We start from the raw sequence: 15027 nt of genomic DNA, 5'->3' as shown, positions 1-15027 counted from the left end.
TTGATTATCAATGGGAAGAGGAATATGATAAATTTTGTGAAAATCAAATAAGTACTAACCTTGTTAGGTGAGGCTCCTATACAAACATAGGCTATTGCCCAGAAACGTCGAAAGACGCCAATGGGTCAAACAGGAATTGTCGGATTAAGGCTTTTTCCAATAGCTAAGAATACGTTCTTTACGTTGTATAGTGCTAAAACTCGGACGATGAGATGATGCTAGGTCAGAAATCTTGTTCGAAAAGGTTTCTGACCTTTTCTTATGCTTCCTTTTCCTTTTTTACTCGCTTTGCCTAACTTGTGTCTGGACAAGAAAGGGGATGCGCTGGAACAAGCTATTTGATTTTATCAATAAAGGTATTCGTCTCACTCCAAAGAATACCGAACGAAATAAAACAGAGAGACAAACAAAAAAGGTCGACGAGTTGCAGCTCAATCGACCCAAAGACATGTAAGAGAATAAACTCTTTACTTGATTCATCATAATAGACAAAGGTCCTCGTTTCAAGTAGAAGAGTTTGAAAGGAAGAGGCAACTGAATGAAACCATTTCAGAAAATCATATTAAGTATCTTGTTAGTACTTGCAATGGTCATTGGCTTTTTTTCTTTTGAATTTATCCAAGGGTTCTCCTCAGTGAAACAATCTGCAACAGTTGAGAAAGTCAATGCACAAGATGTCCCATCGATCATCAATGTAGCATTGATTGGTTCTGATGCACGATCAAAAGAAGAAAATGGTCGTTCGGATTCTTTGATGGTCGCCCAATATGATCAAAAGACCAAACAAGCCAAATTGATTTCTATCATGAGAGATTCTTACGTCTCTATTCCTGGTTATGGAATGAATAAGATCAATGCCGCCTATTCATATGGAGGTATCGACTTATTAAACCAAACCTTACAAGATAATTTCAAATTAGAGACCCCTTACTATGCAAGTATTACGTTTCAAGATTTTATTGATTGTATCGATGAATTGTTTCCAGATGGCGTCACGATCGATGCAGAAAAAGATTTGGATTTAGATGGGGTAGCTATCAAAAAAGGAAAGCAAACAATGGACGGAAATACCTTGCTGCAATATGCTCGTTTTCGTGAAGACGAAGAAGGTGATTTTGGACGGATTCGTAGACAACAACAAGTCGTTGAGGCGGTAGCCAGTCAATTGAAAGATGTCACATCGATCATCAAATTACCCAAGGCGATCGGCAAACTTTTAGGTAGTATCCAAACCAATCTACCGGAAAGTGTACTGTTAGATTGTGGGTTAGATTTCCTAGATGACGAGAAGAAAATCGATACATTGTCCGTGCCCGTTGATAAAAGTTGGGACTTCAATGATAATACACCAGCTGGTAGTGTCTTGGAAATCGACTTGACTAAAAATCAGCAAGCGATACACGAGTTTTTGGACAAATAACCATATAACCATATTGATAAACCAGTTCCTAAAACGAACTGGTTTATTTTGATTAAAAAAAAGTTAACATAAGAACAGTACTGGTTAAGAATCATTTGGGCTGCTGTTCTATTTCCTCTTCTATGTGTTAGAATATCTTTGATTCGTACTTTTAATAAAGAGAGGTATTCAAAACATGAAGAGGAGTGGCAGACAAAAGAAAAAATCGACCGGCATCTATATCGGAGCGGGAATCGTCGTCTTGCTTGCAGCAGCTGGTGGTGGCTTCTTTTATTATCAACACGTTCAGGAACAACAAGCAGTAAAAGCTGGAGAACAAACGATTGAAGGATTTATTGACTCCCTGAATCAGGAAAATTATGAAGAAGCGGTAAAATCACTTCAAGTAGAGAAAGATAGTGATCTTACTGAACAAGATATTTTGGAAAAATATCAAAACATTTACGGTGCAGCAGAGATCAGAGGGATCAAACTCTCAGACTTATCCGTGACAAAAAAAGAGAATGATACGTATGAGTTTACGTATGAAGCTAAAATGAATACGACGCTAGGTGAATTGAAAGACTTAGCATATGAAGGAACCTTGTCCAAAGAGGGAGACCAAACCAAAATCAATTGGCAACCTAATTTGATTTTTCCGCAAATGGAAGGACAAGATAAAGTCAGCTTGAGTACAGATGTAGCGTCGCGTGGCGAAATCTTGGACCGTAATAAACAGCCGTTAGCGATAACTGGGAAATTAAAACAATTAGGTGTCGTACCTGCGAAATTAGGTGAGGGTGAGGAAAAATCAGCGAATATCAAAGCAATCGCTGAAGCATTCGATTTGACGGAAGCCAGTATAGAACAAGCGATTTCTCAAGGTTGGGTCCAACCGGATTACTTTGTTCCTTTAAAAATCATTGATGGGGAAACACCAGAACTTCCCAATGGAGCAACGATCCAAGAAGTTGACGGTCGTTATTATCCACTAGGGGAAGCCGCTGCCCAATTGATTGGCTATGTAGGAGATATCACCGCAGAAGACATTGAGAAAAATCCTGAGTTGAGTAGCACAGGAAAAATCGGGCGTTCAGGCTTAGAAATGGCTTACGACAAAGAATTAAGAGGTACGAACGGCGGGAAATTAAGTGTCACAGATGAAGAAGGAAAAGAAAAAGCGGTCTTACTCCAACATGAAGTAAAAAATGGACAGGATATCCAGTTGACGATCGATGCTAATGCGCAAAAAACGGCATTCGATAGCTTAGATGGAAAACCAGGTTCTACTGTGGCGACAGCCCCTAAAACTGGAGATTTGTTGGCCCTTGTCAGTTCACCTAGTTATGACCCAAATAAAATGACGAACGGTATTTCCCAAGATGATTACAAAGTATATGAAGAAGACCCAAATCGTCCATTTATCAGTCGTTTTGCGACAGGTTATGCGCCGGGTTCAACATTCAAAATGATCACGGCAGCCATCGGCTTAGATAATGGAACATTGAATCCAGATGAAGTCTTAACGATCAATGGATTGAAGTGGCAAAAAGATAGCTCTTGGGGTTCTTACCAAGTGACACGTGTCAGTGATGTACCACAAGTCAACTTGAAAAATGCTTTAGTTTATTCTGATAATATCTATATGGCACAAGAAACATTGAAAATGGGGGAAGAAGCCTTTAGAAAAGGACTGAATCAATTTATTTTTGGTGAAGATCTTGATTTACCGATCCAAATGAATCCTGCGCAGATCTCAAATGAAGACTCATTCAATTCGGAGATTTTGTTGGCAGATACAGGCTATGGGCAAGGACAATTATTGATCAATCCGATCCAACAAGCTGCGATGTATAGTGTTTTTGCAAATAATGGCAGTTTAGTTTATCCACGATTAGTTATGGATCAGGAAACAAAAGATAAGAAAAATGTGATCAGTGAATCAAGTGTCCAAACGATTTTGCCAGATTTAGTCGACGTTGTGCAAGATCCTAACGGAACTGCACATTCTTTAGCTGCTCTTGGCATTCCGCTTGCAGCAAAAACTGGCACAGCTGAAATCAAAGAAAAGCAGGATGAAAAAGGACAAGAAAACAGTTTCCTTTATGCGATCAATCCTGAAACAAATGGCTACTTGGTGATCAGCATGTTAGAAAACAGAGAAGAAGGCGATTCTGCTACTAATCGAGCGCCTGCTTTATTGCAGTATTTGAACCAAACTTACCAATAAACATAGAGTGTGAAATCGGATACAAAACCATTGGCTATTTTCCTTTTCTAGTGATCCACTAGTCTATAGAAACGAGTGTAAATAACAAGAGGAGGAGATAAGATGACTGATGTCCCAAGAGCAGTAAAAGCGGAGATGGCAGCAAGCATGTTGAAGATCTAATTTGATAATGAGGAAACAAGATATTTAAAATCACATTTAGCCAAAGAACATGCAGAAGCTTTTTCGATGAAAAATGGCAAGAGAAAGAATAGTTTATTGGCTTCACAAACAACCTGGGTAGGATCGACCATCGAAATTCAACCAGATGGCACTCTTGTTCTGAATGAAAATGATTATTACTCGCCAGAAGAGTTATGGAACGATAGCAAAGAGCATATTATTTGATCAAAAATAGAGCCTTTCTATTAGATTCGAGAAATCTAGTAGAAAGGCTCTATTTATCTGAGAACGAATCACCCATGATACACTTTTCTAGTAAAGTATTTAAGAATCAATGGAGAGATCAAAGTACTTAATAAGATTACGATCACAAGTGGAGAATAATATTTTGCTTCAATCAATTGGCTTTGTTGTCCAATTTGCAAGATGATCAGTGCCATTTCACCACGTGAGATCATGCCAGCTCCTACCATAAAGGCACTATTCGTTGAGAAACCGGCTACTTTCGCCCCTAGATAACCACCACCAAGTTTAGTCAAGACTGCAACAGTTGTTAGGATCAAGATAAAAATCAATTGTTCTCCAAAGTTAGAGAAATCGACTTCTAGTCCAACACTGACAAAAAAGACTGGAATAAATACGGCATAACCTAATGCCTCGACATTATGATACACTTCTTCTTTGACCGATGTTTGACTCACCGCGATTCCTGCAAAAAATGCACCAATAACTGAACTTAGTCCGATCAAATCAGCGATGTAGGACATACCTAGACATAAAACCAAGGAAACAATGATAATCGCAGAGTTGGCATAGATTTTTCCAGCTAGTGACATCAAAAATGGGGCAATCCATTTGACTAATAAAAATATAAAAATAAAGTAAATCACTTGCTCCAATAAAAGAAGCGGTAAAGGGAGGCTGCTACCAGATTCTCCTGTCAAAAATGATAAGCTGAAACTTAACACCAACACGACAAGAATGTCATCAACTACTGAAGCACCTAAGATAGTCGAACCTTCTTTTGTGTTGACTACATGAAGTTCTTTCAATACCTCAACAGAGATACTAACAGAAGTTGCTGCGAGGATGATTCCAAAGAAGATAGCTTCATTCCTTGTGACTTGGAAAATTTCACCCGTCAACCAACCAAATAATACGGGGAGTATGATCCCTAATAAAGCAACGAACATTCCTGGTCGAAAGTATTTTTTCAAAAGAGAAAGATCGCTTTCCAGTCCAGCTAAAAACATCAATAAAATGACACCTATTTCTGAAAAATCGTGGACGAGAATATTTGGATGCACCCATCCCAGACCCGCACCACCAAGCAAGACGCCAACGAGTAGTTGACCGATCACCGCAGGTACACCAAACCTCCGTGAAAGGTGAGAGCCAATGGTTGTCGCTAACAAGATCAAACAGAGAATACCTATAAATTCCATTCTTTTCATCCTTCCTTTCTCAAAAAAGAATTTATTTTATTCGTGTCAAATGACCTACTAAACAGGATAACATAAATAACGTTATTTATATAGTATCGTCCATTGTATGGATATATGAAAGCGCAGGACAAAAAAGGCTAGGCAATTAAGCCCAACCTCGAATTAAAATAACTAATCAATTGACATACATATTTCTTACTTTAAAGTAGTTGATGATTTCAGAAATCCCCATAAAGATCAAGATACCGCCAAAGATTTGGAAAAGTACCATCAAGCTTTGGAATGGATTAAATAGTAAAATCAATCCGCCAATCAGTAAAATCACGCTGTATAATGACCATCCTTTTGATTTTGTATTCAAACTGATGAACAATTGAAATGCGCCATTTGCTAAAATCATCAAGCCTAAAAGAATTGGCAAGATCGAAACGATTGCTGATGCAAATAAGAACACGATCAGTCCGAAAATCAGAAAAGCAATTGCGCTGAAAAGACCAAATCCCCAAGCACCCGTTTTTTGCTTGTTGTTATAGGCTTCAAATAAATTGATCAGACCTAATAAAACAAAATAAGCAGTGATAAGATAGCCGACAAAATTAAATACGGCAGTTGGATTGATGACTATGGCGATACCAGCAATGATATAAATAGCTGCTCGTAAAATAGCATATCTTTGAAAATTACTTCGAATAAGTTCATACATTATTATAACCTCCTTTTTTTTATTTTAACGGTTATTGTTGTTTAAACCAACTAAAAACTAGTGATTCCATTATTTTCTTAGAATTTTTTCTATTTTCTTTCCTTTAGCTAACTCATCGATCAACTTATCCAAATAACGAATTTCTTGCATCAATGGCTCTTCAATATTTTCTACTCTAACACCACAAATGACGCCAGTGATAAATTTACGGTCAGGATTCAATCTCGGTGCCTCAGCAAAGAAAGTTTTGAAGTCCTTTTCCAGTTTGATCTGTTCCTCTAATTCAGCTTGTTTATAGCCGGTCAACCAATAAACGATTTGGTCAACTTCCTCTTTTGTACGATTTTTTCGTTCTGCTTTTTTTAGATAAAGAGGATAGACAGAAGAAAAGGGCATAGTAAAAATTCGATGTTCAGTCATAAAGAAGCTCCTTTTTCCATTATTATATAATGAACTGTTCGAAAAGAATAGCTATAGTGTCAAGTCTCATGAAAGTTCAGTGAACAGGGGGATAGATAGTAAGAACGCTACAGGATACTGAGCTAATTGTTTCTGTGATGATCAATCAAAATCAGCGTAGTCACGTTCTTGTTTAATCTCAAAAATATAGGTAGCTAATTGAGCAATCATCTTTTTCCAATCATCTGGGCGAACGATGCCGTTTAACAAATAAATCTTTTTGATACGCTCGGGTAGCTGGTTTAGTGGACAATCACTAATGACGATATCGCAACGCTCCATATAGTAACGTTGGATGACGATCGCTTCTTTTGAAAAGATTTGTTCAATTTTAACAATTAAATCTTTGCTGATATAAAAGTCTTTCGTGTGATTCACACCGATAATGATTGGCGGTTGCTTTTTGAATCGGTCGTAGAAATGTAGTAATTCTTCGACTACCCATGAAATATTTTCTTTTTCTAGAAAATCTGTTAAGTAATGCCAATTTTCTTGCCGGAAGTTCTCATAAAATTCAGCGACCACGGTTCTTAAGTGTTCATAGTTTTTCTGATCCCTATAAAGCAAAAAAGTTGGTAAAGGTGTATTCGGCTGTTCGCTATCCAAAAAGGTATTGTGAAGTTTATTGATCGTAAAGGACAGTGCATATAACTTTTTTTGTTTTTCAGGTAGCTCTAAAGCGAAATGCTGACTGAATGTTTCGACTAAGTTCTTGGAATAAATCAAATAAGGAAAATCGATCGCTAACAGTCTTTGATAGTGCGTCAAACTTTGTTCTTCACTATCCAATTGAGAAATCGTTAGGCGTGCTAATAAATTGAGTATGATTCGTTGTTCCCGACAAATCGGTAAATCAGGATTTAAAATATCCACATCAGGTTCAATTAGAAGATCAATATACTTAAACTGACTTAATTCTTTTTGAACATTTTCTAAAGAAGTCATGGGAAAATTATCCTGGCAAAGTTTTAAAAGAAGATACAACTTATCCAAGACGCCACCATTCATCCCATCCAATAACTCTTTCTTGAAGAAGACATGAAGAGTGTAATCGATTTTTTTTGGCTCTTCCTTGTGATAGGGAAGGGACGTATTAGCAAAAATCGTCCAATAAACATCTAGAAAACAATATTGGATTTGAACTTCACTACCAGTGATTATTTTTTTTCCTTTACTTGAAAACTTGAAGGAGATTCCATATAGAGCTAAAAATTGGTTGATTGCTTTCATTTTAGAATAGAGATATGAAGGGCTGTAATTTGTCATTTGGCTGATCGTGACCATTGAGTTGACTTTTTGTCGAAGTAAGGCAGCGATGATTTGAAAATTAGTTGATTCAAAACAATATTTACCAAATAATTCGTAATAACACTTCGCAAGGTCAGCATCGTTCAAAGAAATTTTGACAAACTTTTTGTTTTTCACTACTTCCAGATTATTTATGCCCAAAGCATGGAAGTCCTGTTCGATTTCATGAAGATATAAAAGAAAATTTGAATCAGACATCTTAAAATGGTCGGCTAGATAGTGCGTGGTGATAAAGAACTGATGCTCTGTTAAAAAAAGAAAAATCTCAAGCTTTGTTACATTTTTCTTCTTTAATAAAAACTTTTTGATTGCTTCTTGTGTTTGCATTGAAATTCCTCCGGTTGAAAATTTTACTGAAAATTTCTTTATTTTCAACAAAAAAACAGTAAATCTTCCGTCTCAATCTATATTATCTTATGTTTAACATGATAATGATATTAAATAGGAGGAATTCTCATGAAATATTTAAGTCTTCTCTTTGCTTCAGTTTTACTGAGTAGTGTTTCTGTATCAGTCGAAGCTGCACAGACAGATGAACAACCTAGCAATGATGTCGCTCAACTAGCTTCTCATTCCGTCTGGGCAAATGTGAATCAAATCAAATTTTTAGAAGAGCATGTTTCAGCAAACTCTGGTATTATGAGACTTAAACTAGGAGAGACGATCACGGTGAAGGCACTGGTGACTTATTCAGGGGATATTCAACCGATTTTACAGTCTGTTGTCCAATTTGAAAACGTTGATCCAGCGTTGAAGATCGAACACGATCCAGCTTCACTTGTATTCCACAACAAACTAGCAACTTTTACGTTTAATATTACACTGACACAACCAATCAATAGACCTGCTTTATTTACCGTAAAAGTAGCAGATGGTCAACCTGAGGACAGTCATCATTTGACACCATATAGTCAACGTCAAACAGTTGAACAAAAAGCTGGAGGAACAGGGGGCTTGACTGAGCCAGATCCTAATCCAGATCCTAATCCAGATCCTAATCCAGATCCTAATCCTAAACCGGATAATCCAGATGAAAATCCAGACGAGACACCGGATAATCCGGATAAAAATCCCGATATGACACCAGATAATCCGGATGAAAATCCCGATGTGACACCAGATAATCCGGACGAGAACCCAGATGAGACACCGGATAATCCGGATGAAAATCCCGATGTGACACCAGATAATCCGGACGAGAACCCAGATGAGACACCGGATAATCCGGATGAAAATCCCGATGTGACACCAGATAATCCGGACGAGAACCCAGATGAGACACCGGATAATCCAGATGAAAATCCAGACGAGACACCGGATAATCCGGATGAAAATCCCGATGAGACACCGGATAATCCGGACGAGAACCCAGATGAGAATCCAGATGCAAAACCGGATAAACCAGAGGGGAACAATGGAAACTATGAAGGGGATAACGAGGAAGATGGAAATGGTGGACATGGTGGTGAAGAAGTGATTAAACCACAAATCCACCCTGAAGGCAGCAATCCAGCGATCACAATACCTGAGCAAGTAAAACCATTGTCCCAAATTCGAAAACAATCAATTCCACATATTGATACGACAGATGTACTGGTAAATAAACAATCGTCTGAAATTGCGAAAGAAATTCTGCCAATGACAAAAATAGTTCACTCTTCAAATCAAGCAGCTAATGATAAGAACTCTGCAACAGCCACAGAGGAAGCAACGAAGCAATTACCTAAAACAGGAGAGCACAATCGCTTCTTTACATGGATGTTTGGTCTGCTGATCACAGGAATGAGTATGGTTACTTTTAGAAAAATCAACTAATGATTGTAATAGGTAAAAACGCCTTGAAACGGAATGTTTCAAGGCATTTTTGCGTAGAAAATGATTAATAATCAGTTAACATAGTGGACTTGTTCTTCTTCAATCAATGGATAGGTAAGTAATTCTGTACTATCTAAATCTTCTTTCGTCATATCGACTGCATTAATTTGGCTATTTGTGTAAGTCGTGTAGTAATAGATTCCTTTATCCACATTGCAACAAGAAGAATAGATCGTATACTCAAATTTACCATTCCCAACGTCACATAGTCCTTTTTGTTGTTCGACCGATTTTAGGATATGGAAGAATTGACTAACGCTTTCCTGTTCAGTCGTTGCTTTGACAGAATTTAATTTTGTAAATGCAACTTTGACAAAACGAGAAGCAGATGATAAATCTCCAGGTAAACCTAATCCGCCCATACCGCGAGAATAGACTGATAAATCAAGTTCATCGGAGAAATGGTTTTTAAGGGTAGTCGGTGAGACTGACCGATAGTTGTTCAAATTAAATAATTGATAGTCAAAGGTTGGATTATTTGTTAGTACACCGATTGGATTATCATAAATTTTTAATCCTTCGGCAACTGATTCAATAACAATCGATGTTTTTTGATCTGCTAATATCCAATGAAGAGGAGATAACGGTAGTTCTTCACTGAAATTGATGTTGACTAAATTGATATCCACTAATAACGTACGAGCTTCTTCCACGTTTTTACATTGACTCAATATCCAAGGAATAAATTCAAATGGTGTGATATTGGTCTTTTCGGCATCTTCGTCAAAAAAATGGGCATTTCCAGGGAAATTCAAACCAGCCATACTCAAACCTTTTTCATTTGTTGCATCATAATAGAGGGGGTAGTTATCTACAACTGCTGCCATACCGATGATCGCATAGTGAGACTCTTGTTTTGGTGCTTTCCGATAAACAAAAGGAAAATTTCTTGGAGTGATCGTCACCTGTTCATTATAAGAAATCTCTAAATCCAAATTCCGTCCAAAATAATGATCGTTTGTTGTGTAAGTAATAGATGTACACATTATAATAACCTCCTTTGTTTAATTCTATATTAAGACGATAAAGGAAAAATTACTAATAAAATGATCCTCTTTTCTTATAAACTGGTCAATCAAGCGAAAAAAACTCGGTAATGTGATTACCGAGCGTGTTGTTCTTTATTAAAATTTTTAAGCATTTTTTTAGTCAAGTAAAGTAGCATAGATAATTCTTCTTCATCTAAAGGTAAAAAATCAAGGATCTTTTCTGGAATGTCTTTTGCTTGTTCTTGCAACAAAAGTCCTTGTTCAGTTAGAGATAGGATAGATACTCGTTCATCTGAATCATCTCTTTTACGAGTGATATACTGCTTACTAGTTAATTTCTTTATTACAGGAGTCAAAGTTCCTGAATCCAAACACAAGATCTTTCCTAATTCCTTCATGGTGATTTGTTTTCTCTCCCATAAAACAAGTAAAACAAGATACTGCGTATAAGTAAGATCAAGTGGCCTCAACAAGGGCGTATAGTAACGAGTAATTTCTTTAGAGGTGGCATATAAAGGAAAGCATAATTGATTTTTTAGTAATAACTCCTCCAAATAGACCACCTCCTAATGTGCTACTTTATAGCATACTTGTTTTTTCTAAAAAAATCTAGTTCTCTACGGCTGTCAAAGTAACTTCAATATTGCCAGCTGTTGCTTTTGAATAAGGACAAACTTTATGTGCAGCTTCTAGTAATTCTTGTGTTTCTTCGATTGATAAACCTTCAACTGAACCTTCGATCTCAACGCCTAACACAAAACTCATTTCACTTTCTGCATATAGAGACACTTGAGCGCTGATTGTTGATGCACCGTCAATATTTTTTTGTGTTTTGATCAAGTCTAATGCGCTATTGAAACATGCACTGAAGCCAGCGGCAAACAATTGTTCCGGATTTGTTGCATCTTCTACACGTTTACCTGGAGCTGCAATGTTAAGCTCGAATGAGTGATCTGGACTGTGTACTTCCCCAGAACGTCCGCCAGTATTGATCATTTTTGTTGAATACATTTTTTTCATTAAAAATCACTCCTCTTTTTATATTTGATACAATTAAATTGTACACAATTTAATTAGGTAGAGCAACTAACTTGCTTTGAAAAAAGTCTACTCCTGGTTTATGAATAAAAACTAAGAGTAGACTTTTTTATAGGAATAGGTCCGTTCATTTTAATTGTGACATCATTCGATCGGATGGTACGTAAATCCACTACCCATGACTTCTGCTACACTATTGACGATGACAAAAGCATTCGGATCGATTTCTTCAATTATCGGTTTGACTTTAGAAAATTCTTGGTCAGTTACAACCATCAACAACACTTCTTTTGATAGATTACTATAACCGCCTCTAGCTTCTAGGATCGTGAACCCACGTCCAATCTCCTGACTTAAACGTGTATGGATTTCTAAAAGATGATTCTCGCTTAGAACCATGATCGATTTTTGACGATTTGTTCCTGTTTCAATGTAATTCATCACGATGGATGTAATTACGATCGACAGAATCGCATAGAGAAATTCATCAAATCCAAAAACAAATAAGGTTAAGGAAACAACGACAGCATCGGTCATCAAAAGTCCAATGGAAGTACTTATATTGAAGTATTTTTTGAAGATAAGGGGAGGAATCGTGGTACCGCCACTAGATGAATTATTTTTGTATAAGATAGCTACACCCAAAGCAAAGATCGCACTACCGAAAATGACTGATAAGAGACGATCAGGCGTGATCATATACTCTGGGACGATCTCAATGATCGCTGGGAAGACTAAACTACCAAATAATACTTTAAAGAAAGGTTTCTTGCCTAAAAAAATCAAGGCCAAAATCAACATGATGATATTCAAAACTAGTATAACTGTTGCTCGGTTCAAACCTAAAGCTGACTCAAGTAAAATACCAAGTCCACTTACGCCACCAGCTGCAATGTGATGCGGACCTAAAAACATGTTGATACTGATAGCTAAAATAGTTAAAGCAAATACTATTTTAATGTATGTCCAAATTATATTTCTACCGTGTTTCATTTATCCACTTCCTACTATACATTTATTTCCAACTATTCTCATTATACATTAATTTTGTATAAAAGTTAACAAAGTTGAAAAAGAAAGTTAGATAAACCTAAATTTATAATGAATCGTTCAAAGCTAAAATGGGTCGAAATATTGGACACCAATCAATAAAAACAATTATGAAATGGAACAAAGCGTGTATTTTTTGATTTATGCTGACTCGTTATTTATAGAAACTATTTACAAAAGCTAATTGACCATCAAGGTGCATTGCCCTGTAGCGATTTTTAAATCATTATCTAAATAAATCGTTGCCTGCCAAAAATGAATATTTTTCCCGATTTTTTCAGGTTGTGCAACCACTCTCAAGTTACCTGTAGAGGCTTTATTCAAATGTTGGACTTGCAGATCGATACCTACAGCAAAGTGGGGGGCTTGTAAATATTCGTTAGCCCCAATGCTACAAGCCGTTTCGATCAATACAGCATTGATTCCTCCATGCAAATAGCCATAAGGTTGGTGATGCTTTTCGTCAATTGCTAAAGTCAATTGGACTTCTTTAGGTGAAACAATACACGTTTCAATCCCTAGATGATCTAATAAATTCATCCTGTTACTCCTTATTTCTTATTCTTTATTGCTACTGTCATAATTAAACTCTATTTTTATCATTCAAACACTGTTTGCGAACTATTAGGGTATTCAATTAAAAATTTTTTACTGATGAATGGAAGAACTGTCAGTTAAAATTTAATCATTTAGTTTGAATGAAACACTTGTTCTAAATCTTTTACCAGAAAAAATGCCAAAGTTCATAAAAACAAATAATGGTCTGCTTTTTTTAGTTTTTTCATTAATTTCCGGATTTCTTTTATTTCATTAGGCGTATAGCCACCAATTATCCCTTTAACCAATGCTTTTTCTTTTTCTACTCCTGCCTTTTTATGATGAAGTCTTTTTTCAAAATCAACTATTTCTTTTGAAAATTTATTTTTTTTAGGCAATCAGAAAAAAAACACCCCCTATATATACGGTTATATAACAATTATATTATTATTATTCTAAAATTGTAACCGTTCGTTTAAAAAGGGGGAGAGGGATTTAGCTGATATTTTTATTTTGTTCTTTTTGCCTTTTACTGGTAATTACTTTATGTAAATTTTCAAAGGCCTCGAATCCATATTCTTCTACGAATTCATCAATTTCTTTGAGAAGTTCTTCATTATCAAGCTTTGTTTCTAACTGTTGTTCTTCTAATTTTTTTCCTGCAAAAGAGATGACTGACTGTTGTCTTTCGCTATTAAGTTTTTCAAAGATAGAGAGTAGACGACGAGAATTTTCTTCCTCACCTTCAATAATATAACCTTTTGTCACATGAAATAACTCAGCAATTTTTTGAATAGCACCCATACGAGGTGTTTTTAATCCAGTTTCCCAATTAGAAATAGTTTGCTTGCTAACACCGACTTTTATTGCCAATTCTTCTTGCGTCATTTGTTGTTTATGCCTTAGTTCACTAATCTTCTGTCCAATAATATTTTTATCCATAATAATCCTCCGAGTTCTTACTCCAATAATATACCAGAAACTGGTCTAAATCAACATTAAGTTATACATAGTTATATAAAATTATTTACTATAACTTTAAGTTATATTAAAATGTATAAATAGGAGGTGTTTTATATGTTGCAAATATCTTTGAAAGCAGCAAGAGTAAATTCAGATTTGAATCAGACTGAAGTAATTGACATTCTGCAAAATAGTTATGGTCTAAATCTTACTAAGGAACAGCTTGCTGAGTACGAGGATGATGCCACTGATGTGCCAATTTCTTTAGCAAAGAAATTTTCGGAAATTTATGGTATTTCCGATGACTATATATTTTTCGGTAACAAATCAACTTTAAGTTATATTTCGCGTGGATTAAACCAAAATAATCTTTAGTGATTCATGTGATAAACATCAAGATAACCACTTAAAATTGATGAACAGCATATGACCTATTATTTGATGTGACGAATAAAATCATTTAAACCAAACGATGGTCTTTCAACATTTTAGCGTCCTTGTAATAGGTACTAATATAAGCAGACACATTTAATTTTTATTAAGGAGTGAGTAAGAATGCCATTGAACTGTCGGTCTAGAAAAAAAGAAAAAACTCGGACATACAAATCTTCGGTTTATCCAACCAGATTCTGAAGGAATAGAAGCAGTAATGAGGTAATTGAAGGGAAAACCACGTTGGAAAAGAGGAGTAAAAATGGAGTCTGGATTACGTAATCTCAAAAATCCGGTCAAACAGGTCAATCATCCTGAATAGACACGAAAAGAAATAGAAAAGTATTGTGTATCCAATGATATTGGTTATGAAGATTTAATGATTGGCTAATTCGAACAATCATTAGTTTAAGTATAGTATGACAAAAAAATACTTC

Annotated in this window: 16 protein-coding genes and 1 riboswitch; of the genes, 5 read left to right on the top strand and 11 right to left on the bottom strand. The window is 36.0% G+C overall.

What is annotated here, in order from left to right; translation table 11 throughout:
* Positions 1-52: 52 nt before the first annotated feature.
* Positions 53-219, top strand: a riboswitch (M-box (ykoK) riboswitch).
* A 319-nt stretch (positions 220-538) separates the two neighbouring features.
* The 3 genes from IGK01_RS07115 to IGK01_RS07105 all read left to right on the top strand — a co-directional run bounded on the left by IGK01_RS07115 (position 539) and on the right by IGK01_RS07105 (position 4016).
* Positions 539-1420, top strand: a complete 882-nt coding sequence (locus IGK01_RS07115) for an LCP family protein (RefSeq protein WP_077151305.1) — start codon at positions 539-541, stop codon at positions 1418-1420.
* Between the two features lie 175 nt (positions 1421-1595).
* Complete coding sequence (gene pbp4, locus IGK01_RS07110; protein ID WP_438840616.1) at positions 1596-3629, top strand: penicillin-binding protein PBP4(5); 2034 nt, start codon at positions 1596-1598, stop codon at positions 3627-3629.
* Between the two features lie 228 nt (positions 3630-3857).
* Positions 3858-4016, top strand: coding sequence for a hypothetical protein (locus IGK01_RS07105; RefSeq protein WP_023519711.1), 159 nt, complete (start codon positions 3858-3860; stop codon positions 4014-4016).
* Positions 4017-4084: 68 nt separating this feature from the next.
* On the opposite strand, the gene IGK01_RS07100 is transcribed toward IGK01_RS07105, so the two are convergent.
* From IGK01_RS07100 to IGK01_RS07085, 4 genes are all read right to left on the bottom strand, one after another.
* Positions 4085-5236: a cation:proton antiporter gene (locus IGK01_RS07100; RefSeq protein WP_010735399.1), complete on the bottom strand. Its 1152-nt coding sequence runs from the start codon at positions 5234-5236 to the stop codon at positions 4085-4087.
* Positions 5237-5411: 175 nt separating this feature from the next.
* Positions 5412-5939 carry a DUF308 domain-containing protein gene (locus IGK01_RS07095; protein WP_010735400.1) on the bottom strand — a complete coding sequence of 176 codons (528 nt, stop codon included), beginning with the start codon at positions 5937-5939 and terminating at the stop codon, positions 5412-5414.
* Positions 5940-6008: 69 nt separating this feature from the next.
* A complete protein-coding gene (locus IGK01_RS07090) occupies positions 6009-6359 on the bottom strand; it encodes a DUF2200 domain-containing protein (protein WP_438840615.1) in 351 nt (116 codons plus the stop codon).
* Positions 6360-6500: 141 nt separating this feature from the next.
* Complete coding sequence (locus IGK01_RS07085) at positions 6501-8033, bottom strand: helix-turn-helix domain-containing protein (RefSeq protein ID WP_438840614.1); 1533 nt, start codon at positions 8031-8033, stop codon at positions 6501-6503.
* A gap of 129 nt (positions 8034-8162) precedes the next feature.
* Between IGK01_RS07085 and IGK01_RS07080 the strand changes: the two genes are divergently transcribed.
* The gene (locus tag IGK01_RS07080) at positions 8163-9521 is read left to right on the top strand and encodes an LPXTG cell wall anchor domain-containing protein (RefSeq protein WP_438840613.1); all 1359 of its coding nucleotides are present in this window, start codon (positions 8163-8165) and stop codon (positions 9519-9521) included.
* Between the two features lie 71 nt (positions 9522-9592).
* Here the strand turns inward: IGK01_RS07080 and bsh are convergent, their stop codons facing one another.
* The 7 genes from bsh to IGK01_RS07045 form a co-directional block, all read right to left on the bottom strand.
* A complete protein-coding gene (bsh, locus tag IGK01_RS07075) occupies positions 9593-10567 on the bottom strand; it encodes a choloylglycine hydrolase (protein ID WP_010735404.1) in 975 nt (324 codons plus the stop codon).
* A 116-nt stretch (positions 10568-10683) separates the two neighbouring features.
* Entirely contained in the window at positions 10684-11124 is a 441-nt protein-coding gene (locus IGK01_RS07070; protein WP_010735405.1) for a MarR family winged helix-turn-helix transcriptional regulator, read from the bottom strand.
* Between the two features lie 55 nt (positions 11125-11179).
* Positions 11180-11590 (bottom strand): organic hydroperoxide resistance protein, encoded by a 411-nt coding sequence (locus IGK01_RS07065; protein WP_010735406.1) that lies wholly within the window; start codon positions 11588-11590, stop codon positions 11180-11182.
* A 162-nt stretch (positions 11591-11752) separates the two neighbouring features.
* Complete coding sequence (locus tag IGK01_RS07060) at positions 11753-12601, bottom strand: YitT family protein (RefSeq protein ID WP_062805210.1); 849 nt, start codon at positions 12599-12601, stop codon at positions 11753-11755.
* Positions 12602-12838: 237 nt separating this feature from the next.
* Entirely contained in the window at positions 12839-13198 is a 360-nt protein-coding gene (locus tag IGK01_RS07055) for a PaaI family thioesterase (RefSeq protein ID WP_010735408.1), read from the bottom strand.
* Between the two features lie 203 nt (positions 13199-13401).
* Entirely contained in the window at positions 13402-13593 is a 192-nt protein-coding gene (locus IGK01_RS07050) for a hypothetical protein (RefSeq protein ID WP_023519704.1), read from the bottom strand.
* Between the two features lie 97 nt (positions 13594-13690).
* Positions 13691-14137 carry a helix-turn-helix domain-containing protein gene (locus tag IGK01_RS07045; protein WP_023519703.1) on the bottom strand — a complete coding sequence of 149 codons (447 nt, stop codon included), beginning with the start codon at positions 14135-14137 and terminating at the stop codon, positions 13691-13693.
* Between the two features lie 135 nt (positions 14138-14272).
* On the opposite strand from IGK01_RS07045, the gene IGK01_RS07040 reads away from it, so the two are divergent.
* Positions 14273-14533, top strand: a complete 261-nt coding sequence (locus IGK01_RS07040; RefSeq protein WP_066025029.1) for a helix-turn-helix domain-containing protein — start codon at positions 14273-14275, stop codon at positions 14531-14533.
* Positions 14534-15027: the final 494 nt, after the last annotated feature.

This window comes from Enterococcus sp. AZ080 (genome assembly GCF_051714945.1).
Classification (GTDB): domain Bacteria; phylum Bacillota; class Bacilli; order Lactobacillales; family Enterococcaceae; genus Enterococcus_B; species Enterococcus_B pernyi.
Note: the sequence above shows the minus strand (reverse complement) of the source record. Positions and strands in the feature narration are given on the sequence as shown.

What these genes read in the sequence shown, in the direction of transcription:
- pbp4 (WP_438840616.1), top strand. Translation starts at nt 1,596, where the DNA reads ATGAAGAGGAGTGGCAGACAAAAGAAAAAATCGACCGGCATCTATATC.
- IGK01_RS07045 (WP_023519703.1), bottom strand. Translation starts at nt 14,137, where the DNA reads ATGGATAAAAATATTATTGGACAGAAGATTAGTGAACTAAGGCATAAA.
- IGK01_RS07065 (WP_010735406.1), bottom strand. Translation starts at nt 11,590, where the DNA reads ATGAAAAAAATGTATTCAACAAAAATGATCAATACTGGCGGACGTTCT.
- IGK01_RS07090 (WP_438840615.1), bottom strand. Translation starts at nt 6,359, where the DNA reads ATGACTGAACATCGAATTTTTACTATGCCCTTTTCTTCTGTCTATCCT.
- IGK01_RS07095 (WP_010735400.1), bottom strand. Translation starts at nt 5,939, where the DNA reads ATGTATGAACTTATTCGAAGTAATTTTCAAAGATATGCTATTTTACGA.
- IGK01_RS07085 (WP_438840614.1), bottom strand. Translation starts at nt 8,033, where the DNA reads ATGCAAACACAAGAAGCAATCAAAAAGTTTTTATTAAAGAAGAAAAAT.
- IGK01_RS07115 (WP_077151305.1), top strand. Translation starts at nt 539, where the DNA reads ATGAAACCATTTCAGAAAATCATATTAAGTATCTTGTTAGTACTTGCA.
- IGK01_RS07105 (WP_023519711.1), top strand. Translation starts at nt 3,858, where the DNA reads ATGAAAAATGGCAAGAGAAAGAATAGTTTATTGGCTTCACAAACAACC.
- bsh (WP_010735404.1), bottom strand. Translation starts at nt 10,567, where the DNA reads ATGTGTACATCTATTACTTACACAACAAACGATCATTATTTTGGACGG.
- IGK01_RS07055 (WP_010735408.1), bottom strand. Translation starts at nt 13,198, where the DNA reads ATGAATTTATTAGATCATCTAGGGATTGAAACGTGTATTGTTTCACCT.
- IGK01_RS07040 (WP_066025029.1), top strand. Translation starts at nt 14,273, where the DNA reads ATGTTGCAAATATCTTTGAAAGCAGCAAGAGTAAATTCAGATTTGAAT.
- IGK01_RS07060 (WP_062805210.1), bottom strand. Translation starts at nt 12,601, where the DNA reads ATGAAACACGGTAGAAATATAATTTGGACATACATTAAAATAGTATTT.
- IGK01_RS07100 (WP_010735399.1), bottom strand. Translation starts at nt 5,236, where the DNA reads ATGGAATTTATAGGTATTCTCTGTTTGATCTTGTTAGCGACAACCATT.
- IGK01_RS07080 (WP_438840613.1), top strand. Translation starts at nt 8,163, where the DNA reads ATGAAATATTTAAGTCTTCTCTTTGCTTCAGTTTTACTGAGTAGTGTT.